General features: G+C 70.8%; 19 protein-coding genes and 1 tRNA gene. 11 read left to right on the top strand and 9 right to left on the bottom strand.

Annotated elements, in window-relative coordinates; all coding sequences use genetic code 11:
* Positions 1-13: 13 nt before the first annotated feature.
* Positions 14-388 (top strand): MerR family transcriptional regulator, encoded by a 375-nt coding sequence (locus tag FXF68_RS08100; protein ID WP_148758346.1) that lies wholly within the window; start codon positions 14-16, stop codon positions 386-388.
* A gap of 74 nt (positions 389-462) precedes the next feature.
* On the opposite strand, the gene FXF68_RS08095 is transcribed toward FXF68_RS08100, so the two are convergent.
* Positions 463-1,509, bottom strand: a complete 1,047-nt coding sequence (locus FXF68_RS08095; protein ID WP_148758345.1) for a S1 family peptidase — start codon at positions 1,507-1,509, stop codon at positions 463-465.
* Between the two features lie 274 nt (positions 1,510-1,783).
* Here FXF68_RS08095 and FXF68_RS08090 point away from each other — a divergent pair, with 274 nt between their 5' ends.
* Positions 1,784-3,019 (top strand): APC family permease, encoded by a 1,236-nt coding sequence (locus FXF68_RS08090; RefSeq protein WP_148758344.1) that lies wholly within the window; start codon positions 1,784-1,786, stop codon positions 3,017-3,019.
* Positions 3,020-3,085: 66 nt separating this feature from the next.
* Here the strand turns inward: FXF68_RS08090 and FXF68_RS08085 are convergent, their stop codons facing one another.
* Complete coding sequence (locus FXF68_RS08085; RefSeq protein ID WP_222869867.1) at positions 3,086-4,831, bottom strand: alpha/beta hydrolase; 1,746 nt, start codon at positions 4,829-4,831, stop codon at positions 3,086-3,088.
* 230 nt (positions 4,832-5,061) lie between these two features.
* Entirely contained in the window at positions 5,062-6,003 is a 942-nt protein-coding gene (locus FXF68_RS08080; protein ID WP_187437805.1) for a hypothetical protein, read from the bottom strand.
* Positions 6,004-6,232: 229 nt separating this feature from the next.
* Here FXF68_RS08080 and FXF68_RS08075 point away from each other — a divergent pair, with 229 nt between their 5' ends.
* Positions 6,233-6,991 carry a hypothetical protein gene (locus tag FXF68_RS08075; RefSeq protein ID WP_148758341.1) on the top strand — a complete coding sequence of 253 codons (759 nt, stop codon included), beginning with the start codon at positions 6,233-6,235 and terminating at the stop codon, positions 6,989-6,991.
* 104 nt (positions 6,992-7,095) lie between these two features.
* Here FXF68_RS08075 and FXF68_RS42185 read toward each other — a convergent pair whose 3' ends face one another.
* Positions 7,096-7,233, bottom strand: coding sequence for a hypothetical protein (locus tag FXF68_RS42185; RefSeq protein WP_187437804.1), 138 nt, complete (start codon positions 7,231-7,233; stop codon positions 7,096-7,098).
* A gap of 141 nt (positions 7,234-7,374) precedes the next feature.
* Here FXF68_RS42185 and FXF68_RS08070 point away from each other — a divergent pair, with 141 nt between their 5' ends.
* The gene (locus FXF68_RS08070) at positions 7,375-9,120 is read left to right on the top strand and encodes a DEDDh family exonuclease (protein ID WP_148758340.1); all 1,746 of its coding nucleotides are present in this window, start codon (positions 7,375-7,377) and stop codon (positions 9,118-9,120) included.
* A 454-nt stretch (positions 9,121-9,574) separates the two neighbouring features.
* Here the strand turns inward: FXF68_RS08070 and FXF68_RS08065 are convergent.
* A tRNA-Leu gene (locus tag FXF68_RS08065) sits at positions 9,575-9,657 on the bottom strand.
* A gap of 127 nt (positions 9,658-9,784) precedes the next feature.
* Here FXF68_RS08065 and FXF68_RS08060 point away from each other — a divergent pair.
* From FXF68_RS08060 to pknB, 7 genes are read left to right on the top strand one after another with little or no spacing between them, the layout of a single operon-like run.
* The gene (locus FXF68_RS08060; RefSeq protein WP_067905231.1) at positions 9,785-10,540 is read left to right on the top strand and encodes an FHA domain-containing protein; all 756 of its coding nucleotides are present in this window, start codon (positions 9,785-9,787) and stop codon (positions 10,538-10,540) included.
* A gap of 11 nt (positions 10,541-10,551) precedes the next feature.
* On the top strand, positions 10,552-11,052 hold the full coding sequence (locus tag FXF68_RS08055) for an FHA domain-containing protein FhaB/FipA (protein WP_148758339.1): 501 nt from the start codon (positions 10,552-10,554) through the stop codon (positions 11,050-11,052).
* The gene (locus FXF68_RS08050; RefSeq protein WP_148758338.1) at positions 11,049-12,626 is read left to right on the top strand and encodes a Stp1/IreP family PP2C-type Ser/Thr phosphatase; all 1,578 of its coding nucleotides are present in this window, start codon (positions 11,049-11,051) and stop codon (positions 12,624-12,626) included. Before FXF68_RS08055 ends, FXF68_RS08050 begins: the two co-directional genes overlap by 4 nt.
* Complete coding sequence (locus FXF68_RS08045) at positions 12,627-14,216, top strand: FtsW/RodA/SpoVE family cell cycle protein (protein WP_148758337.1); 1,590 nt, start codon at positions 12,627-12,629, stop codon at positions 14,214-14,216.
* Positions 14,217-14,226: 10 nt separating this feature from the next.
* Positions 14,227-15,726: a peptidoglycan D,D-transpeptidase FtsI family protein gene (locus FXF68_RS08040; protein ID WP_148758336.1), complete on the top strand. Its 1,500-nt coding sequence runs from the start codon at positions 14,227-14,229 to the stop codon at positions 15,724-15,726.
* Entirely contained in the window at positions 15,723-17,150 is a 1,428-nt protein-coding gene (locus FXF68_RS08035; protein ID WP_148758335.1) for a serine/threonine-protein kinase, read from the top strand. Before FXF68_RS08040 ends, FXF68_RS08035 begins: the two co-directional genes overlap by 4 nt.
* Positions 17,151-17,172: 22 nt before the next feature.
* Positions 17,173-18,990: a Stk1 family PASTA domain-containing Ser/Thr kinase gene (gene pknB / locus FXF68_RS08030; RefSeq protein ID WP_148758334.1), complete on the top strand. Its 1,818-nt coding sequence runs from the start codon at positions 17,173-17,175 to the stop codon at positions 18,988-18,990.
* A gap of 230 nt (positions 18,991-19,220) precedes the next feature.
* Here pknB and FXF68_RS08025 read toward each other — a convergent pair whose 3' ends face one another.
* Genes FXF68_RS08025 through FXF68_RS08010 form a run of 4 tightly spaced genes read right to left on the bottom strand, consistent with a single transcriptional unit; the run spans position 19,221 to position 21,396 of the window.
* A complete protein-coding gene (locus tag FXF68_RS08025; protein WP_148758333.1) occupies positions 19,221-19,802 on the bottom strand; it encodes an anthranilate synthase component II in 582 nt (193 codons plus the stop codon).
* Complete coding sequence (locus FXF68_RS08020) at positions 19,802-19,987, bottom strand: hypothetical protein (protein WP_148758332.1); 186 nt, start codon at positions 19,985-19,987, stop codon at positions 19,802-19,804. The genes FXF68_RS08025 and FXF68_RS08020 overlap by 1 nt, the downstream gene beginning before the upstream one ends.
* A gap of 8 nt (positions 19,988-19,995) precedes the next feature.
* Complete coding sequence (locus FXF68_RS08015) at positions 19,996-20,625, bottom strand: class E sortase (RefSeq protein ID WP_246178490.1); 630 nt, start codon at positions 20,623-20,625, stop codon at positions 19,996-19,998.
* A 12-nt stretch (positions 20,626-20,637) separates the two neighbouring features.
* Positions 20,638-21,396 (bottom strand): DUF881 domain-containing protein, encoded by a 759-nt coding sequence (locus FXF68_RS08010; protein ID WP_148758331.1) that lies wholly within the window; start codon positions 21,394-21,396, stop codon positions 20,638-20,640.
* Positions 21,397-21,465: the final 69 nt, after the last annotated feature.

Here is a 21,465-nt window from a genome sequence, read left to right as displayed (position 1 = left end):
CACCGGAGGACTGATGCGGATCAGCGACGCCGCCGCGGCGGCCGGGACCACCCCGCGCGCACTGCGCTTCTACGAGCAGCGCGGACTGCTGCCGCCGCCGGACCGCACGGCGGGCGGGCAGCGCCGGTACGGGCCGGCGGAGGTGCGGCGCGTCCGGACCATCCGCATGCTCCTGTCGATGGGCCTGACCGTCGAGGACCTGCGCCTCTGCGCCGACAGGCTCCACCTGCTGGACGAGAACGACGGCCCGCCGCCGTCGCCGCGGGCGTGCGGGCGCGGCTCCGGCGTCGCCCGGCGGCGGCTGGACGCCCTCGACGCCGAGATCGCCCGGCTCACCGGGCAGCGCGAGCGGCTCGCCGCCAGGGTCGGGCTGGTCCCGCAGGACTGAAACGGCGGGACTGAAACGGCGGGGCTCCCGGCCTTTCCGGGAGCCCCGCCCGAATGCTCCGTTCGGTTGAGCTGTTATTTGAGGGTGAGGCCCTGGGATTGGAGCGCCTCGTCCAACGGCTGGAAGTAGGACTGGTAATTGGCCGTGCAGCCGCCCGTCCTGCCGCCGGACGTGATGCCGACGGCGGTGCTCCCGCTCTGCAGCGAGCCGCCGCTGTCGCCCGGCTGGGTGCACGCGGTCGTCTCGATCAGCCCGCTGACCGTGCCCTCCTGGTAGTTGACCGTGCGGTCGTAGCCGACGATCTTCCCGGAGGTCGTGCCGGTGGTCGAGCCCTTCTTGGTGACCTGCGACCCCGCGGGCGGCCTGCCGACCTGGGTCAGATTGTCGTTGGACAATTGCAGCGACCCGTTCGTGACACGAATGGTCCCGTAGTCGTTGCCCGGGAAACTGCTCGCCTGCGTGGTGCCGATCTGCTCGCCGCCGGACGTCGACCACGTCGTGCCGATGCGGGTGCAGTGCCCGGCCGTCACGACGAAGTCGCCGCCACCGCCGGTCCCGATCGCGGACACCGAGCAGCGCGACCCACCGGTCGTGATCGCGTCGCCGGGCCCGAGCATCGGCCGCGCCGCACCGGGCACGCGCCTGATCCGCACGGTGCCGCCGACCGCGCGAGCCCGCTTGACCAGCGCGTTCGTCGCCGCGTCATGGTCGCTCTCCGGGACGCTGACCACGACGGCGTTGGCGACCACGTCCACGCCCCAGGCCAGGCCGACCGCGCCGCGGCTGCCCGCGAACCGGTCGAGCGCGCTCTTGGCCGCGTCGAGCCGCGCGATGCCGTACGCGACGACGCGGGGCGTCGCACCGGCGGCGGTCACCCGCCGCGCGGCGGCGGGCGTCGTGACGTTGACGACCAGACGTCCGTCCCGGTCGACGTAGGCGCCCGCGGCCTGGGCGCCGAGCCGTCCGGTGAGCTGGTCCGCGAGCGTGCCGAGCGCCTGCCCGGCCGGGGGGACGGGCTTCGCGGCGGCCGTCGCCGGAACGGTCCCGAACGCGGGCAGGACGGCCACGGCCGCGACGCCCAGCAGCGGGACCACACGTTTGAGGTGCACACCTCGGTTCACTGTCGCCACCTTTCGCCGCCGACCGGCTGGGAGCGGCGGCCTTCTCGGGGGTCATGGCGGGTGCGCACGACGCCTGGTGGTGAGGCGCCGTGCGTGGCGACAACGTACGCCGCCCCCCAATCGCTCACCAGTTTTCGGCGCCAACAGAATTTCACCCACCCCCTGAATAAAGGCGCCCCCGTTCCGCCGAACTGCGCGAGTTCGGCTACGGGGTGTTCATCTAGGTGGGAAATGCTGTTCTCTTGGTTCCGGGTGGGGTGGAGGGCGGTGGGGGATGACCGTGCTGGCGCGGCGGCTCGGGGTGTCCGACGCGGTGGTGGTCGGGCTCGGGGCGATGATCGGGGCGGGGGTGTTCGCCGCGTTCGCGCCGGCGGCGCGGGCGGCCGGATCCGGACTGCTCCTCGGGCTCGGGACGGCCGCGATCGTCGCCTACTGCAACGCGACGTCGTCGGCGCGGCTCGCCGCCCGGTATCCCGAGTCCGGCGGCACATATGTCTATGGCCGTGAACGGCTGGGTCCGTTCTGGGGCTACCTCGCCGGGTGGGCGTTCGTGGTCGGCAAGACGGCGTCGTGCGCCGCGATGGCGCTGACCGTCGGGTCGTACGTGTGGCCCGGCCATCCACATGTGGTCGCGGTCGTCGCGGTGGTGCTGCTGACCGGTGTGAACTACGCGGGGGTTGAGAAGTCGGCCTGGCTCACGCGGGTGATCGTCGCGGTGGTGCTGGCCGCGCTCGCCGCCGTGGTGGTCGGCTGCCTCACCTCGTCCGCCGCCGACGCCGGACGCCTGGACGTCGGCTCGGGCACGTCGCTCGGCGGCGTCCTCGAAGCGGCGGGCCTGCTGTTCTTCGCGTTCGCGGGCTACGCGCGCATCGCGACGCTCGGCGAGGAGGTGCGCGACCCGTCCCGGACGATCCCGCGCGCCATCCCGCTCGCCCTCGGCATCGCGCTGGCCGTGTACGCCGCCGTGGCGGTCGCGGTGCTGTCCGTGCTGGGCGCCGGACGGCTGGCCGCCGCGACGGCGCCGCTGGCGGACGCCGTCGGCGCGGCCGGGCTGCCGTCGCTGGGGTCCGCCGTCCGGGGCGCCGCCGCGGTCGCCGCGCTCGGCTCACTGCTCGCGCTGATCCTCGGCGTCTCCCGCACCACGCTCGCCATGGCCCGCGACCGGCGGCTGCCGGGCGCGCTCGCGGCCGTCCACCCGCGGCGCCGGGTGCCGCACCGCGCGGAACTCGCGGTCGGACTGGTCGTGGCCGTCCTCGCGGCGACGGTCGACCTGCGCGGCGCGATCGGTTTCTCGTCGTTCGGCGTGCTGGCCTACTACGCGATCGCCAACGCCTCCGCCTGGACGCTCGGCCCGGACGAGGGCCGTCCGCCCCGCGTGATCCCGGCGGTGGGCGCGACGGGCTGCCTGGTCCTGGCGTTCGCCCTCCCCCTCACCTCCGTGCTGACCGGCGCGGCCGTCCTCGCCGTGGGCGCCGTCCTCTACTTCGGCCGCCGACGCGAACCTTCGTGAGGACGCGCAAAGCGAAACGCCGGGCGGACCCTCCAACGGGCCCGCCCGGCGTCACGTTCGGTCGGCTCAGCGCGTCCCGAGCAGGATGGACTTCGGCACCCGGACCGCCACCGGGGGCAGCTTCGGACCGCGCGCGGCGGTGCCCGCCTGGGCGGCCATCGCGCTCGCGTCCGCCGGTCCCCGGGTCGCGACGGCCGGACCGCCGTCGCCCTTGAACGGCTGGACGTCGCCGACGCACACCTTGCCCGCGGGCGGCAGCTTCCCGCTGACGAGGTAGCCCTCGACCGCGTTGGTCACGCACGCCGACGTGCCGTAGGCGGTGTGCCCCCAGCTGTCGCTGGTCAGCAACCGGCTGTTGGGCAGCAGCTTGCTGGACGAGACGGCGTCGTCGTAGTTCGTGGCCGGGTCGTAGTAGTCGCCGACGAACAGGACGGGGGCGTTCGTCTTCCGGTTGAACGGCCCGGTGTAGGCGTCCTCGTCGCGGACCTTCCAGGCGTCACCGGCGCACTGGACGCTGCCCCAGCCCCACGCGCGCCCGAAGTAGGGCGCCCGCTTGTCGGACGCGGCGACGGCCGCCGGCCAGCCCCCCGCCTTCTTCGGGTGCAGGCCGTCGGTGCAGACGACGCTGCTGAAGGCGTCGATCCCGTTGTCGTAGGGGAAGTCCTTGGCCGTGACCTGCTCGGCGGCCTTCTTCTGCCGCGCGACCTCGGCCCGGCGCTCCGCGATGCGCGCGGCGAGCGCCTTGCGCGCCGCCGTCGCCTGCGCGGCCGTCGAGGTGGACGACGTCGCCTTCCACAGGTCGGTGGACATGGCGTCGATGAACAGGTAGCCGCTCGGGTCGTACAGGTCGCCGAGCGTCGCGCCGACGAAGTCGGCGTAGGTGATCTTCTCACCCTCGATGTCGGCGGGCTTCGCCCTCAACCGCTGCGCCAGGATGTCGAAGTTCTTGACCGGATCCCCGAACTGCGCGAACTGGCACTTCTCCTTGCCCGCCTTCGCGCAGCGGACGAGGATCTCCTTCAGCGCCTTGTACGCGCCGTCGGCGGAGCGGAGCCGGTCGTCCAGGATCTGGCCCGCGGTCTTCGGGGTTCCGGCCCAGGAGACGGGGTTGAGGACGCCGTCCACGACCACGGCGCGCAGCCGGTCCGGGAACATGTTCGCGTAGTACTGCCCGAGCGCCGTGCCATAGCTGAAGCCCAGGTACGTCAGCTTCTTGTCGCCGACGGCCCGGCGCAGGACGTCCATGTCGCGCGCCGCCTCGGCGGTGGACATCGAACCCGCCAGCTTCTTCCCGGTCGTCGAGCAGCCCTTGGCGAGGGCCGTCGTCGACTTGATGTAAGCGGCCTCCTGCTTCGCGCCCACCGGGAACGCCACGTTCAGACCGTCCAGCGCGAGCGTCTGGTCCTTCGTGGACTTGAAGCACGCCACGTTGGAGCTGAACCCGATGCCGCGCGGGTCGAACCCGACGACGTCGAACCGGTCGAGCACGTCCGCGCCGAGGAACTGGCCCGCCTGGTAGGCGAGGGCGGTGCCCTGCCCGCCGGGCCCTCCCGGGTTGACGAACAGGCTGCCGACCCTCTTCTTCGCGTTCCGCGCCTTGACTCTCAGGACGGCGATCTCGGTGGTCGCGCCCTTCGGGTCGTCATAGTCCAGAGGCAGCCGGACGGTCGCGCATTCCGCGATCTCGTAGCACTTGTACCAGGCGAGCTTCGGGGTGGGCACACTGTCGACGCGCTTCTTCTCGACCGGGCTGGTCGTGTCGCCTGCCCGGACGCCGGGGTCGGCGAGGGCGGTGACCGCTAACGCGGGCACCAGCGCAACACCCGCAACGCCGGCCGCGAGGATCCTGTGTCTGAGGCGCATACGGTTCCCTTCGTGGGGATCGATGCCTTTTCCGCGCAAGGCACGGATTGGTCCCCCGATTCTCGTTCGCCCCACTGCTCCCCGTGATCCACCACCGGACCAGACCTCCTCTGCGCAAGATCACCCACAGGACCGATTGACGCCTCCCCCCGCCATGGCGTAGCGCGTTGCGCCTGAGATCAGGCGCAGGAGGGTTCGAGTTTTTCCTCCATCACATATCCGGAGATGTTTCGAGTGGGGACGGTGCCGTAGTAGCGGTAGCGGCGCGGATCGTGTTTCGCTGGCATCTCCCGGAAGAAGACGTCACCGCGGACCACTCGTCCGATCACGTCACCTGTTTCGTTGAGGACGTCGCCGACCTCCTTGACCTCGTATTGGTTCGGTCTGCAGTCGGCGGTCGGGGCGGGACGGTCGGGAGACGCCGGAGACCTCGGCCGCCGGCGCGGTGAGAAATTCGACGGCTCCTCTCCAGATCCATGAAGAGCGGGAATGGACGTCCGCGGCGGCGAAGGCGTGGGCGAAGGCCCACGGGAGGAAGTCGCGGAGGACGGGCTGGGGGCGCCGAGAGTGGTGGACGATTCGCGGTGGCCCGGCGCGGCGGTTCCCGGCGACGATCGAGCGCTGTGCAGGAACACCGCCGTGACGACCAATGCGGTGACCAGGGCCGCGATGATCGAGGCTAAGCCCACAAGGACGGCTCCCCGTCGCGTCTGAGCCTCCGGCGTCTTCGCAGGTTGCGACGTCCGAGGCGGGCGCGTGACGTCGGGCTCTTCACCTGGCCGGTTCGCGTCGGCGGCCTGATCCTGGTCGCGCACCTCGGGTTTCCCAGAGCTTGCGAGCGCCGGATCGTCGGATTCGGAAACGGTGTCGGGTGTGTCCTGATCGTTGTCCGCCGGTCCGCCCTGGTCCGTTGGGGTCCTCTCGTAGGCGGCGAGGAACTCGTCCCGCTCGCCCGGCCGCCAGAGCCCCTGCTCGTCGGCCGCGGCGACCATTGCCTCCAGGTTCGCCGCTGATATCGGCCGCCCCTGCAAATATCGCCCCAACGCGGACTTCGACACATGGAGCGCGTTCGCCTGCGTCACCAGGGTCCTTTTCCCGGTCCGCTCGACCAGTTGCCGCATCAACCTTTCGCGTCGCTCGCCATCGGCCGAGTCCGATGAGTGTGTCCCCGTCATTTCTCGTCATCCCCTCTGCATCGGGTTCGGTGGGAAACAGCAGGTCAGAGAGGTGGCCTCTGGGATGGGAATTCCCACTCCCGGTAAGGCGCGTACCGCCTCCGCGCTTCTGCCAATCTTTGCTCACCGGGCGCCGGTGAGGGCGCCGGAACACCGAACAGAGGATTTCTTCACAATGATCATTGCCCCTGTGCGCCTCGGCCGTTTCGCGGTCAAGGCCGGAACCGGACTCATGCTCGCGCTCGCACTCGCGATGGGCGGGGCCGCCGCGGCGTCGGCGTCCCCGGCGGCGCCGACGCCCGCCGCCGCGGCGGCCAAGCCCAAGGTCCACTACACCAACAGCACCCTGGTCAAGAGGGACTGCAAGGTCTTCTTCAACCACCCCAGCAAGCACCGCAAGGACGCGAGCTGGCCCGCCGGTCCCTCAACGTCCTCCAAGGAGGTCGGAGTCCGCTACACGGCGGCCGGCTACGCCATGGTCCGCGACCCGCAGCGGCAGAAGGCGGGCGCCGCGCCGTGGTGGGGCTGGATCAACACCAAGTGCCTCGTCGACCCGGTCGCGCGCAAGTTCCCACGGGTACAGTCGCCGCGTGACCTGACCGACCGTCCCGACCCGAACGGCTACGCCCCCGCGCTGCCCGACCGACACGCCACTCGCGGCAACAACAGCGTCACCGTCGTGGACATCACGCCCCCCGCCAAGCCGCTGCGCGGGCACGTGACGGTCACGACCCCGGGCACCCTGCGCAACGGAGCCAACAAGTACGCGATCGGCGGCGTCGACGCAGGCTGGACCTTCCGCATCACCCGCAAGCACTGCCGCCGCCAGGACGGCCGACCCTACGGCCCCAAGCAGTGGGTCTACGGCTACTCCTCCAACGCAGGCCGCTTCGGATGGGTGCAGGCGTACCACATGCCGGCCTGCACCCACTGACCCAGCCGGACGTATCGCCAGCAGAGGCCGCCGCCCCCCAGCGGCGGCCTCGCCCTGATCAGGAGCCGTCGCCATGGAAACGGCAACGCTCCAGCCGCGACCGCTCACGGCGTCGTCAGGCTCCCGGCGACGGCGAAGGACAACGGCACCCGCAGGTACTCGCACAACGCCCCGGCACAGCGACCGGCCACCGCACCCTGACCGCCGTCCACGACCGAGCCGCCCCAATCGGACCCGCCCACGCCGTCCCTCCCCGCCACCCTGGAAAACCGCAGGATCGATGGCCAGAAGGGGCAACTCTGCGATCTGGCTGCGGGCCGAATCACATGGTTAGCATTCGGTGCTCAGACACACGCCAGTGACCGTTTGGACACACGCCTTCCATGCTGGGTTACCCCTCCGACTGGGCCTTGGTCGATGTGGAGACCTCCGGTTTCCGGCCTTCCGAGCACCGCATACTGTCCATCGCCCTGATGACGATCAACGCCGACGGACGGGTGACAGGCCAGTTCTCCTCCCTGCTGAACCCCGGCTGTGACCCCGGCCCCGTTCACGTCCACGGGCTGACCAGGGAACGTCTCGTCGGCTCACCCAGCTTCGAGCAGGTCGGCCCTCAGGTCGCCGCCCTGCTCCAAGGCCGCGTGATGGTCGCCCACAACGCGCGCTTCGACTACGACTTCCTGGCGCACGAGTTCGCCCGTGCCGGACTGCACCTGCCGGTCGACCAGCGGTTGTGCACCCTCGCCCTCAACCGCCGCCTGTCCCCGCCCACACCCAACATGCGGTTGGGGACGCTGGCGGCGCACTACGGCGTCGTCCAGACCAAGGCGCACGACGCGGTGGACGACACCCGCGTCCTGGCGGGAGTGCTGCACGGCTCGCTGACAGCCGCGGCCCGGCTCGGCCTCAGCCTGCCGTTAGTGCCGTGCCCGCCCAGGCAGACCGCCGTCCGCCCCCGCCGCCCGGCCCGTGCCCCCAAGATCCCCTGCGCCTACCGCAACCCCGGCCGCCTCGCCGCCGGCGGCCCACTCGTCCAGGGAATGAAGGTCGCGATCACCGGCGACACCCGAACACCCCGCACCGACCTGACAGCCAAGGCGGCGGCGACCGGGCTGAACATGATGTCCACGGTCAGCCGCCACACCAGCGCGCTGGTGACCAACGACCCAGACGCTCCCACCGCCAAGGCCGAACGTGCCACCGCCGAGGGCATCCCCATCATCGACGAGCCCACGTTCCTGCGCTTACTCCAGAACGTACGCCCCGGCACGCCACACAATTCCCCAACCCCCACCCCGCCAGCGGAATCCCGAGCACACCACTTCGCACCACCCGTCAAAGGCTTGACCGGACGGCGCGTACTCGTCCTGGGCGGCGCACATCACCACGCCGCAGCCACACGAGTCCGCGTCACCGAACTCGGCGGCTCCGCCGCGGTCAACCTCTCCGGCAGCGTCACCGACGTCGTCGTCCTCCCAGGCGGAGAGACCGACCGGCGCATGAGCCGGGTCCACTCCCTCGGCCTGCCCGTCCACGACGAGAATTGGCTGCGGACGCTGAGCACATCCCCACCCCCTGGCGGCATCAGAGTGGAACCGAAGCAGCCCGCAATCCCCGTCCTGCCACGCGGCGGCGCGACCGACCTCGCCACCTCCCACACAACCCCGTGGACCGTAGCCGCGACGTGGGCCTACCAGACGACCTGCGAGATCGACGTCGTAGCCTTCGCCCTGGACGCAGACGAACAGGTCTCCTGTGACGACGACTTCGTGTTCTACGGCGCGCCCGAAACACCCGACGGAACCATCACCCTGTCCGCGGACGGCCCAGCCGAACAGTCGATCATCATCGACGCGGCGAACCTCTCCCCAGCGGTGCACAAGGTGGTCATCGCCGCCGCCATCGACGGCACCATGACCTTCGGCGCGGTAGGCGCGATCGAGATCACCATCGCCAGCGAGGCGCCGCTGGCACAGGCGACCCTCGACGCGGGCACCACCGAACGCACCATGCTCCTGGCCGAGATCTACCGCCGAGGCCCGTCCTGGCGCCTACGCGCGATCGGCCAAGGCTACGACCACGACCTGGCCGAACTGGCCCGCAACTACGGCGTAGACATCACCGACTGACCGTCCACCCGCGAACCGCTCCCAAGCCTGGGCCCGCGAATCCGAGCAAAACGCCTGCCCACACGATTAAGACGACCGCAACCCCAGGCAAGCACCAACCGCAACCACCAGGAACGCAAGAACCGCACCCGCTGGGGAAGCACCACCCGCACTGTCAGCGACACACCACCCACAACCAGGAGGACGCACACCCGCAATCATCAGCGGACGCAACAAGCGCACCACCCACGACCGGAAGAGGCGCACGAACCGCACCCGCACGGAGGAACTGACCGCACCGGCAGGAACGCAGAGAAGCACCGATGACCCGCAGATGAGCAGGAACCGCAACCGGCAGGGGGGCGTGGGGGGCGGAGCCCCCCACATCGGGGGTCTGGGGGTCGCCCCCCAGACAAACAGAAAGAGGGAGTGGCCACCCGCGCTCTCCGCGGGTATACCACTCCCAACTCCATCGTGGGCGAGGAGGGATTTGAACCCTCACATCCTTTCGGACACACGGACCTGAACCGTGCGCGTCTGCCGTTCCGCCACCCGCCCGTGGGTGTCGACCCGTTTCGGGTCGCTGAAAAGGCTAGCACGGTCCTAGCAGTGGTTAGGTATCCAGATACTCCGAGCGAACCTTCGCACCGATACGATCGTCTACCAGTGGGGAAGGGAGGTGCCCGTGGGCGTCATTCAGCGCTTCGAGCGACGGCTGGAGGGCATGGTCGAAGGAGCCTTCGCCCGTGCCTTCAAGTCGGAGCTGCAGCCGGTCGAGGTGGCCAGTGCTGTGCAGCGCGAGATGGACGATCGGGCGGCGATCGTGGCACAGGGCCGCACGCTCGTTCCGAACGACTTCGTCGTCGAGATCTCTCAGCAGGACGGGCAGCGGCTGCAGGTGTACGCCGACAGCCTGAGCCAGGAGCTGGCGAACCTGGCGCGCGAGTACGCGAAGGAACAGGGGTACTCCTTCGTCGGTCCGGTGCGCGTTCGGTTCGAGAACGCAGGCGATCTCGCCACGGGCATGTTCCGCATCCGGTCCGGGGTGATCCGGGGTTCGACCGTCGAGGGCGGGGAGATCCGGCAGCCGGTGAGCGACGTTCCGCGGGGGGGCCGCGGGGGCGTGTTCGGCGGGCATCCGCGGCTGCTGGTGACCACGGCGGTGGAGGGGGCGGACGCGACCCAGCGCACCTATGAGATCAATACGCCGGTGACCCTGCTCGGTCGCGGCACGGACTGCGACCTGCGACTGGTCGATCCTGGCGTGTCCCGGCACCATGCCGAGATCCGCGTAGAAGGTCCCGAAATCGCTCTCGTGGATCTAGGGTCGACCAACGGCTCGTTCGTGAACGGGCAGCCGATCAGGCGGGTCACGCTGGTCGACGGCTCCCGCGTCACGATGGGCCGGACCACCCTTGTGTTCCGCCGCGATAGGGAGTAACCCCGACTCCGATGTCCGAATTCACCCTCACGCTGATCAAGCTGGCGTTCCTCGCGGTCCTCTGGCTGTTCGTCATCGCGGCCGTCGGAGTGATCAGGGCCGACCTGTTCGGTTCCAAGGCCGCGACGAGGGCGGCCAACCGGGCGTCCCAGCCCCGTCCCCCGAAGCCGCGGCAGCAGCAGCCGAAGCCGCAGCGGCAGCCCCGCAGCGCCCAACACGGCGCCCCGACGAAGCTGGTGGTGGTGCAGGGCGAACGGGCCGGCACCGTCATAGATCTCACCGGCGTCCCTATCACCATCGGTCGGGCGAATGACGCCACGCTCGTGGTGACCGACGACTACGCTTCGAGCCGGCATGCCCGAATTTACGCGCAGGACGGTCAGTGGATCGTGGAAGATCTCGGCTCGACCAATGGGACGTATCTCGGCCGCACGAAGGTGAGCCAGCCGATGCCGGTGCCGCCGGGGGTCCCGGTCCGTATCGGCAAGACCGTGATCGAGCTGCGCAAATGACCCTGGGAATCCGCTACGCCGCGCGCTCCGACGTCGGCATGCTGCGCGAGGGCAACGAGGACTCGGCGTACGCGGGCGCGCACCTGCTCGCGGTGGCCGACGGGATGGGCGGGCACGTCGGCGGCGAGATCGCCAGCGCGGCGGCCATAGAGGCGCTCCGCGCCCTCGACAAGGACCTTCCCGCGACGGAGCTGCTGGCCGCGCTGGAGCACACGGTCAAGGCGGCGAACGACAACCTGCACCGCATCGTCGAGTCCGATCCCGCCCTCCAGGGCATGGGGACGACCCTCACCGCGATGCTGTGGGCGGGCAACCAGGTCGCGCTCGTCCACATCGGCGACTCGCGCGCCTATCTCCTGCGCGACGGCAGCCTCTTCCAGATCACGCACGACCACACGCTGGTGCAGTCGCTCGTCGACGAGGGCCGGATCAGCCCCGACGAGGCGGCGTCGCACCCCCAGCGTTCCCTGCTGCTGCGCGCGCTCGACGGCCGCGGCGAGGTCGACCCCGACCTGTCGCTGCGCGAGGCGCAGGTCGGCGACCGGTACCTGCTGTGCTCGGACGGCCTGTCCGGCGTCGTCACCGCCGAGACGATCTTCCAGGTGCTGACCGACGTGGACGAGCCCGACCAGGCCGTGCGGCAGCTCATCGACCTCGCGAACCGCGGCGGCGGGCCGGACAACATCACCTGCGTCGTCGCCGACGTGATCGACATGGAGCGGCAGCCGCCGACGGGCGGGCCCGGCCAGGCGGTCGGCGCGGCGGCGAACTCGGCGCCGCCGGACCCGCCGGGCGGCGGGCCCGGCGCGAACACGACGGTCGCCGACACGCCCGCCGGACGCGCCGCGCAACTCCGCGACACGATGCCGCAGCCGCCGGTCGCCGTGGACGAGATGCCGCCGCCGCCCGCCCCCGCCCCGCTGAGCGATCCGCGGGGCGGTCCGCCGCCGGCGGGCGCGATGCAGGGGGCTCCGATGGGCGGGCCGCGCCGCGGCGGCCGCCGCTGGACTTGGCTCGTCGTCGTCGCCGGGGTGGTCGTCGTCGGCCTCGTCGCGGGCGGGGTCGTGCTGGTGCAGAACGTCCGGAACGGCTACTACATCGGCGCGGAGAACAAGCAGGCGGTGCTCTTCCGCGGGTCGCCGAAGGGCGTCCTCGGCATCAACCTGTCCCGCAAGGCCGACGCCAAGGGCCTCCAGCCGATCATGGTCGACGACCTTCCCGAGAACCTCCAGCGGCAGGTCGAGGCGACGTACACCGTCGACGGCCCCCGTGACTGGAACCTCCTGGTCGAGCGGGTCTGCAAGTACAGCCTGGTCGACGAGTCCGGCAAGGTCGCCATCGTGCGCGGCCGGAGCCAGCAGAACTGCGTGGAGGGCAAGCCCGTCGGCACCCCCCTCCCGGTCGCCGAACTCCCCGTCTCGGACGCCACGGCGATCCGGAAGGGCGAGCTGGCGAACATCATCGGGCGCACGGCGGCCGACGACCGCCTCCGGCAGCTGACGCAGCGGCGCGACCAGTGCAAGCGGCGCGACCCCGCGATCCGGGACTGCCCCTCCGAGGGAGGGAAGTCCTAGATGCAGTCGATCGGGGACCAGATCAGGGCGCACCTGCCCTACCAGCGGCGCAACTCCGCCTCGCTGGCCCTGCTGATCTTCGCGATGGTGCTGACGCTGTCGGCGTTCGCCGAGGTGGGGCTCGCGCGGGACGGCAAGATCCCCGGCGGGCTCTTCGTCTACGGCGGCGGGCTGGTCGTGCTGGCGTTCGCGGCGTTCTTCGTCCAGACGAAGTTCACGCCCTACGCCGACCCGCTGCTGCTGCCGCTCGCGGTCGCGCTGAACGGCATCGGGCTGGCCATGATCTACCGGCTCGACCTGGACACGAGCAAGGACCACAAGATCGCCGAGGCGGCCGGCAAAAAGCTGCTCAAGGACGCCGCCGACGCGCCCGGCCAGCTGATGTGGACGTTCGTCGGCATCGGCCTGTTCGTCATCGCCGTGCTGCTCATGCGGGACACCGACAAGACCGACGCCCCGCTGTCCTTCACGCCGAAGACCGCGCAGCGCTACACGTACCTGATCGGCCTCACCGGCGTGATCCTGCTGCTGCTGCCGATCGTCCCCGGCATCGGGATGGAGATCAACGGCGCCCGCGTGTGGATCCACCTCGGTCCGCTGTCCGTCCAGCCGGGCGAGTTCACCAAGCTGCTGCTGGTCGTGTTCTTCGCGGGCTACCTGGTCAACAAGCGGCAGGCGATGTCGCTGATCGGGAAGAAGGTCGGGCCGATCAGCCTGCCCCGGGCCCGCGACCTCGGCCCGATCATGGTGATCTGGTTCCTCTGCCTGGGCGTGCTGTTCATGCAGAAGGACCTCGGCACCGCGCTGCTGTTCTTCGGCCTGTTCGTGTCGATGCTCTACATCGCGACGCAGCGCGTGTCGTGGGTCTTCATCGGCATCGGGCTGCTCGCGGTCGGGGTGTTCATCGCGACGCTGCTGCCCTTCATGGGGCACGTCAACCAGCGCATCGACATCTGGCAGAACCCGAAGCCGTACTTCGACGGCGGCTGCCTGATGGACGACGGCAAGGTCATCCCGGTCAACCCCGACACCGCCATCTACAAGAAGTACAAGGCGCAGGGCGACGGGTCGCCGGGCTTCACCGCCTGCGTCAGCGAGCTCGGCGGCGAGTACTCCGACAGCGCGCAGCTCATGAAGGGGCTGTTCTCGCTCGGGGAGGGCGGCGTCCTCGGCACCGGCCTCGGCCAGGGCGAACCCTGGCGGACGCCGCTGTCCTTCAGCGACTTCATCTTCGACTCGCTGGGTGAGGAACTCGGCCTGACCGGGTTGATGGTGCTGCTGCTGACCTACGCGTTGATCGTCCAACGGGGGATGAAGACCGCCATCGCGGCGCGAGATCCGTTCCTCAAGCTGTTCGCGGGCGGTGTGTCGTTCGTCCTCGCCCTCCAGGTCTTCGTGATCGTCGGGGGCGTCACGCGGCTCATCCCGCTCACCGGCCTGACGACGCCGTTCCTGTCCCAGGGCGGTTCGTCGCTGATGGCCAACTGGATTCTGATCGCGATCCTGGTGCGGATGAGCCATGACGCGCGCAAGCCCGCCCCGCAGGCGATCCAGGACGAAGGCATGACCCAGATCGTGAGCACGAGGTGAGCTGCCCTTCATGAACATGGACAAGCCGGTCCGGCGGGTGGCGATCTTCGCGATGCTGCTGTTCTTCGGGCTGATGGCACAGGTCAACTACGTCCAGGGAAGCCAGGCGGAGGACCTCCGCACCGACGCGCGCAACGCCCGGCAGTACGCGGACGTCTTCAACTCGCCGCGCGGCCAGATCTCCGCGGGCGGCGAGGTGCTGGTCGAGTCGAAGGAGACCCACAAGCCCAACCCGAAGTACGGCCGGACGTACGGGTCGAAGCCCGGCGACGGGCCGATCTTCGCGCCGATCACGGGGTACTTCAACGGGAACGCCACGCAGGTCGAGCGGGCCTACAACTCGCTGCTCGGCGGCAAGGACAAGCGGATCACCCAGCAGCGCTGGTTCGACACGTTCATCGGCAAGAAGGCCGAGGGCGCGAACCTGGAGCTGACGGTCGACCCGGAGGCGCAGCGCACCGCCTACCGGGCGTTGAAGGAGAAGACCCAGCCGGGCCGGCGCGGCGGCGCCGTGGTGATCGACATCAAGACCGGGGCGATCAAGGTGGCGGCGTCGTGGCCGTCGTTCGACCCGAACGAGGTCGCGCCGCAGACCGGTGAGAAGGGCGCGAAGCGGCTGGAGGAGCTGGACAAGGGCAGCGGCGTGATCAGGCCGCTGGTCGACAACGCGCTCAGCCAGACGTTCCCGCCCGGCTCGTCGTTCAAGACGGTCACCTCGGCGGTGGCGATGGAGCGGCTCGGGCTGAACATCTCCAGCCAGGTCAACACGGGTCAGCTCATCCTGCCGGAGTCGGGGCGGCCGCTGCCGAACTCGCACGACAGCGGGAGCTGCGCGGGCTCGGCGCCGCTGAAGGGCGCGTTCGCCGAGTCGTGCAACACCTCGTTCGCGAAGATGGCGCTCGACATGGGCATCCAGCAGTTGCACGACGGCTCGGCGAAGTTCGGGTTCGGCGAGCGGATCAAGATGGAGCCGGACATGTACGCCGCCGCGAGCGCCGTCCCGGTGTCGGTGACGGACGCGAAGGGCAACAAGATCGAGACCGGCAAGGACGGGACGGCCCGGTCCGGCATCGGGCAGGAGAACGTCCGCGCCACGCCGCTGCAGATGGCGATGGTCGCCTGCGCGGTCGCCAACGACGGCAAGATCATGAGCCCGTACGTCGTGCAGACGGTCCGCGCGAAGGACCAGAGCGAGCTGTACAGCGCGTCGCCGAAGCAGTTCGCGCAGGCGATGAGCGGCGACCACGCCGAGCAGATGCAGGAGATGATGCGCGCGGTGGTCTCCGAGGGCACCGCGAAGAACCTCCAGGGCAGGCAGATCGCGGGCAAGACCGGCACCGCCGAGCAGGACCCGGCGTCCGGCATCCCGAACTCCCGCTGGTTCGTCGGGTTCAGCCCGGTGCAGAACCCGCGGTACGCCTTCGCCGTCGTCACCGAGGGTTCGGGCGACGGGGCGACCAACGCGGGCCCGGTCGCGGCGACGATCATGGCCGAGGTCTTGAAGAAGTGAGCCCGGGCCTCGTCCTGAACGACCGGTACCGGCTGCTGGAGCGGCTGGCGATCGGCGGGATGGGCGAGGTCTGGCGGGCGTCCGACGAGGCGGCCGGGTACGAGGTCGCGGTGAAGCTGCTGCGCCGCGAGCTCGGCGGCGACCAGTCGGCGCGGGGCCGGTTCGCGGCGGAGGCGCGGTTCGCGGCCGAGCTGCGGCATCCGGGGATCGCGCGGGCGTACGACTTCGGCGAGCAGGACGGCCGGACGTTCTTCGTCATGGAGCTCGTCCCCGGCGAGCCGCTGGACGAGATCCTCGCGCGCGGCGGCGGGCTGCCGGTGGAGGCCGTCCTCGACCTGATGGTGCAGGCCGGGCGGGCGCTGACGGTGGCGCACGAGGCGGGCGTCGTGCACCGGGACGTGAAGCCCGCGAACCTGATGGTGTCCCCGGACGGCACCCTCAAGATCACCGACTTCGGGATCGCGCGGCGGCTGGCGGCGGCGTCGCAGACCGCGACGGGCATGGTCATGGGGACGGCCCACTACATCTCGCCGGAGCAGGCGCAGGGGCACGACCTGTCCCCGGCGGCCGACCTCTACTCGCTGGGCGTGGTGGCGTACGAGTGCCTGACGGGCGCGCCGCCGTTCGACGGGTCCACGCCGGTGGAGGTGGCGCTCAAGCACGTCCGGGACGCGCCCGCCGAGCTGCCCCGTCGGGTGCCGCGCGCCGCCCGCGAGCTGGTCATGCAGATGCTGGCGAAGCATCCGGCGGGACGTCCGGCGGACGCGGGCGAGGTGGTCCGCCGGGCGCTCGGGATCCGCGCGGCGCTGAGCACCGGGCGGCAGGCGCGGGTGGACGCCGCGAACGGCGGACGGCAGCGCCGATCAGGTGACACCATCGTTACCCGATCGTCCTCTCTGTCGGGATTTGACGACTCCGGCGCGGCGGATAGCCTCACCAAGGGGCCGGCGCGCGGGCAACGGCGCAGCGCGCTCGCCTACACGTCGGTCGCCGCCGTCCTGCTGGTGGCCTGCGCCATCGTCATCGGGACGCTGTGGCGCGGGTTCGCGTTCGCGGGCCTCGGCGCCGACGAGCGCGACCCGCCGGCCGGCCCGCCCGCCACGCGGCCGGTCGGTGACCAGCACGTCGGCGACCCGGCCGTCCACCCGGACGGGCTCCCACGGCACCGGGCGCGCACACCCTGGCCGACTGTCAAGCCACGGCACCGGACGCATAGGATCCGTCCGTCAACGCGGGGGGCCCGGAGGACGTCCCCAACAGGAGAGACATCAACGATTCCGCCCCGGGCGACCCCCACCGCCCCAGAGCCACCTGCCCCAGAGCCAACACCCGCACCGACGGAGACCTCCACGACTCCGTCAACTCCGAGCCCGGATCCCTCTTCCGCACAGGACGGGAAGCTAGGTTCGGAGGACAAGGTGTAGACGTACGAGGGAAAGTGCACATATGAGTCAACCTCGGCTGCTCGGCGGCCGCTACGAGCTCGATACGGTGATCGGGCGAGGCGGCATGGCCGAGGTCTACCGCGCCCGGGACCTGCGGTTGGACCGCGTCGTCGCGGTCAAGACGCTCAGGTCCGACCTGGCCCGCGACCCGACGTTCCAGGCCCGGTTCCGGCGCGAGGCGCAGTCCGCCGCGTCGTTGAACCACCCCTCGGTCATCGCCGTGTACGACACCGGCGAGGACATGATCGGCGACACCTCGATCCCGTACATCGTCATGGAGTACGTGGACGGGAGCACGCTGCGCGACCTCCTCCGCGAGAACCGCGCGCTGCTGCCCGAGAAGGCCCTGGAGATCACCGACGGGATCCTGCGCGCCCTCGACTACAGCCACCGCGGCGGCATCGTCCACCGCGACATCAAGCCCGCCAACGTGATGCTGACCCGGCAGCACGAGGTCAAGGTCATGGACTTCGGCATCGCCCGGGCCATGGCCGACACCGCCGCCACCATGACGCAGACCGCGCAGGTCATCGGCACCGCGCAGTACCTGTCGCCGGAGCAGGCGCGGGGCGAGCGGGTCGACGCCCGCAGCGACATCTACTCAGCCGGCTGCGTGCTGTACGAGCTGCTCACCGGCAAGCCGCCGTTCACCGGCGACTCCCCGGTCGCGATCGCCTACCAGCACGTCCGGGAGGAGCCCGTCCCGCCGTCGCAGGTCGATCCGCAGATCCCGCAGTGGGCGGACGCGATCGTCCTGAAGGCGATGGCCAAGGAGGCCGACAACCGCTACCAGAACGCGACGGAGTTCCGGCAGGAGATCCAGCGCGTGCTGCAGGGGCAGCCGGTGGCGTCGACGGCCGCGTCCACGATGATGATGGGCGCGCCGCCGCAGGGCACGCAGGTCATGGGCGCCTATCCCGGCGGCGGACCGGCCCGCACCCAGGTGCACCGGCCGGACGACGGGTACGGGCTGCCGCCCGTCCGGTACGACGACGATCCCGAGCGCCGCGGCGGCGCCGGGAAGAAGGCCGCGCTGTGGGTGGGGCTCGCCATCCTGTTCATCGGCGGCGCGGCGCTCATCGGCTGGAAGATGAGCGGCACCGGCGGGAGCGGCACCGACGAGGTCGCCATCCCGCAGAGCATCGTCAACGTGTCGCAGACCGACGCGTCCGGGCAGCTCACCAAGCTCGGCTTCAAGCTCGGCGAGCCGAAGACCGACTACAGCGACGACGTGCGCCGGGGCTACGTGATCAGCTCCGACCCGCGTCCCGGCACGAACGCCGCGAAGGGCGCGACGGTCACGCTGCTCGTCTCGAAGGGCAAGAAGCCGCCGACGCAGGTCGAGGTGCCGGACGTGACCGGCAAGCCGTACACCGCGGCCAAGGCCATGCTGGAGGAACGCGGCTTCGAGGTCGAGAAGCGGGTCGAGTCGAGCGACAGCGTCCCCCGGCTCAGCGTGATCAACACCGACCCGGCCGGCGGGACGAAGGCCGACAAGGGCGCCAGCGTCACGGTCGTCGTGTCGAACGGCCCGGCCAACCTCAAGGTGCCGGACCTGTTCAACAACAGCCAGCGCGCCGCCTGCGGCAAGCTCCAGCGCCTCGGCCTGCGCTGCGAGGTGAAGAAGGGCGTCGCGCCGCCGGACCGCCAGGTCGCGCCCGGCTTCGTGTTCAACCAGGAGCCGACCCCGGACGCCACGGTCGCCCCCGGCGACACCGTGACGATCTACGTGGCGCAGCAGGCGCCGGCCCCGCCCACCGGCCCGACGGGCCCGCCGGAGACGCCCGGCCTCCCCGGGTTCCCGAACGGCAACGGCTGACCGACGGACGACGAAGGGCCCCGGCCTCCCGCGAGGGAGATCCGGGGCCCTTTCGGTTCCGCAGGCGGTCCCCTGACCTGCGAGTTCCCAAATCAGCCGAGATCTTCAGAAATTTTCGGTTGAAATCCGTAACGACACGGAGGGTCGTGACGAAGACCATATCGAGGGCTTCCGCCATTGCCCCCGAGTGGCGGAAGCCCTCTTCTGTTGTCTTGAGACGCCTCCGACCGCTAGGTGGTTCGGACGGATGTGAGCCAGTTCTTCAGGAGCCGGTGGCCGTGCGCGGAGAGGACCGACTCAGGGTGGAACTGGACGCCCTCGATCGGGCGGGTCCGGTGGCGTAGGCCCATGATCACGCCGGTGGGGGTGCGGGCCGTCACCTCCAGCGGAGGCTGGACGGTCCCCGGGTCCACCGCCAGGGAGTGGTAGCGGGTCGCGGGGAAGCTCGCGGGCAGGCCGCGGAAGACGCCCTCGTCGTCGTGGACGATCTCGCTCGTGGAGCCGTGGACGATCTCCGGCGCGCGGGTCACGGTGGCGCCGTAGGCGTGGGCGATCACCTGGTGGCCCAGGCAGACGCCGAGGAGGGGCGTGCTGCGGCGGTCGGCGTCCCGGACCAGGTCCAGGCAGACGCCCGCGTCGGCGGGGTGGCCGGGGCCGGGGCTCAGCAGCACGCCGCCGGTCGTCTCGGCGTCCTGGACGGTGACGTCCGAGCGGTCCTTCACCAGGCAGTCGGCGCCGAGCTCCAGCAGGTACTGGACGATGTTGTAAACGAAGCTGTCGTGGTTGTCCACGACCAGGACGCGCACGGTCATCAGGGCTTCGCCGACTGGGTGGGGGTCGGGCCGTCCACCACGCCGTGGTCGAACTGGACCTTGGGCTCCACCCACGGGAACACCAGGTACCAGAGGACGACCGCGACCGCGACGACCAGGCCGAGCGCGGTCGCCGCCTTGGTCTGCCACGTGCCCGGCAGGCGGCGCCAGATCCACAGGTACACGGGGCCTCCTAAGTCGGTTTCTGCACGCGCCGCACCGCGGACGCCAGCTCACCGAAGATGATCATCCGTTCGGCGGCGGAGTACTTCGGGTGGCAGGTGGTCAGCGTGATCATGCGCTTGGTGGGCCTGCGGTTCGGGTGCAGCGGGACGGGCGACGTCACCTCCACGGCGGACGGCTTCACGATCCTGCGGTCGGTGACGGTGTAGGTGTACTGCTCGTCCCGCGTGTCGATGAGGATCTTGTCGCCGCGCTGGAGTTCGCCGAGGCGGTTGAACGGGGCGGAGTAGGTCGTCCGGTGGCCGGAGACGACGAAGTTGCCGACCTGGCCGGGCAGCGCCGTGCCGGGATAGTGGCCGGGGCCCTTGCGCAGGTCCTTCCGCTCGACGCCCTCGATGACGACGTAGTGGTAGTCCTTGCCGAAGCGGGGGATGCGGATCATCGCGAGGCCCTTGCCGAGCTTCACCCGCTCGGTGGTGACCTTGGACGCGCGCCAGTCCTTCATGAGCTCGTCGCCGAGGCGGTTCTGCTGGCCTTCGGTGTAGCGGCCGGTGCCCCACAGCTCGTACGTCACGAAGAGCATGACGATCAGGCCGGCGGTGATGCACAGCTCGCCCATGCCACGGATGACCGTCCGCAACGCGCGTCCTCTCTACTCGGGGGTCTGCTCGGGGGCCCGCCCGGGGGGCACCGTGGCGTGCTTCATCGTCACGTTGCCGGTGTAGGGCGGCAGGGTGGCGCGCTCCACGGTCCGCACCGCGTAGCCGAGCCCGTACGCGCGGACGTACTTCCGGTAGACGGCGATCTCGTGGGACGCGCCGAGCGCCGCGCGCAGCCGCCCCGGGTCGCCGACCGCGGTGATCCGGAACGGCGGTGAGTACACGACGCCCTGGAGGATCAGCGTATTGCCCACGCAGCGGACCGCGCTCGTCGAGATGACCCGCTGGTCCATGATCTGGAGGCCGCGGGCGCCGCCCGCCCACAGCGCGTTGACGACGGCCTGCACGTCCGCCTGGTGGACGACGAGGTCGTCCGGACGGGCCCCGCGGGGCGGGTCGCCGTGCTGGGGCGCGTCGTCCAGCGAGACGCGGACGCCGGGCCCGGCGAGCGGGGTGAACCCGGCGCGGGCGGCGAGCGCGTCCGCTTCGGCCTGGGCCCGCTTCACGCGGGCGTCGTGACGTCCGGCCGCGCGCGATATACCGTCGACCTCGTGGCGGAGCCGCCGGTACTCGGCGCGCTCCTGGCGGCTGCGGCGCTGCTCGGCGGCGATGAGCTCGGTCATCCGGGTGCGGCCCTGCTCGCGCAGGCTCGTGCCGCGGGCCGTGCTCGCGCTCGCCGCGAACAGGGTTCCCGCGAGGAGCGTGAGAACTGGGATGATGCTTCGCCACGCTGGACGCCGTACGCTGCACATCGGCGACTACGCTAACCGACAAACCACCCATGCGCGGACCGGCGCTCCGGCCGCCGGCCGTCCGAGGAG

This window comes from Actinomadura decatromicini, from assembly GCF_008121305.1.
Lineage (GTDB): Bacteria > Actinomycetota > Actinomycetes > Streptosporangiales > Streptosporangiaceae > Spirillospora > Spirillospora syzygii.
The sequence above is the reverse complement of the archived record's forward strand: the minus strand, read 5'-3'. Positions and strand labels throughout refer to the sequence as shown.

Coding starts and splice junctions, on each gene's coding strand:
- FXF68_RS08100 (WP_148758346.1), top strand. CDS start 14: ATGCGGATCAGCGACGCCGCCGCGGCGGCCGGGACCACCCCGCGCGCA.
- FXF68_RS08090 (WP_148758344.1), top strand. CDS start 1,784: ATGACCGTGCTGGCGCGGCGGCTCGGGGTGTCCGACGCGGTGGTGGTC.
- FXF68_RS08080 (WP_187437805.1), bottom strand. CDS start 6,003: ATGCGGCAACTGGTCGAGCGGACCGGGAAAAGGACCCTGGTGACGCAG.
- FXF68_RS08075 (WP_148758341.1), top strand. CDS start 6,233: ATGATCATTGCCCCTGTGCGCCTCGGCCGTTTCGCGGTCAAGGCCGGA.
- FXF68_RS08070 (WP_148758340.1), top strand. CDS start 7,375: ATGCTGGGTTACCCCTCCGACTGGGCCTTGGTCGATGTGGAGACCTCC.
- FXF68_RS08055 (WP_148758339.1), top strand. CDS start 10,552: ATGTCCGAATTCACCCTCACGCTGATCAAGCTGGCGTTCCTCGCGGTC.
- FXF68_RS08050 (WP_148758338.1), top strand. CDS start 11,049: ATGACCCTGGGAATCCGCTACGCCGCGCGCTCCGACGTCGGCATGCTG.
- FXF68_RS08045 (WP_148758337.1), top strand. CDS start 12,627: ATGCAGTCGATCGGGGACCAGATCAGGGCGCACCTGCCCTACCAGCGG.
- FXF68_RS08040 (WP_148758336.1), top strand. CDS start 14,227: ATGAACATGGACAAGCCGGTCCGGCGGGTGGCGATCTTCGCGATGCTG.
- pknB (WP_148758334.1), top strand. CDS start 17,173: ATGAGTCAACCTCGGCTGCTCGGCGGCCGCTACGAGCTCGATACGGTG.
- FXF68_RS08025 (WP_148758333.1), bottom strand. CDS start 19,802: ATGACCGTGCGCGTCCTGGTCGTGGACAACCACGACAGCTTCGTTTAC.
- FXF68_RS08010 (WP_148758331.1), bottom strand. CDS start 21,396: ATGTGCAGCGTACGGCGTCCAGCGTGGCGAAGCATCATCCCAGTTCTC.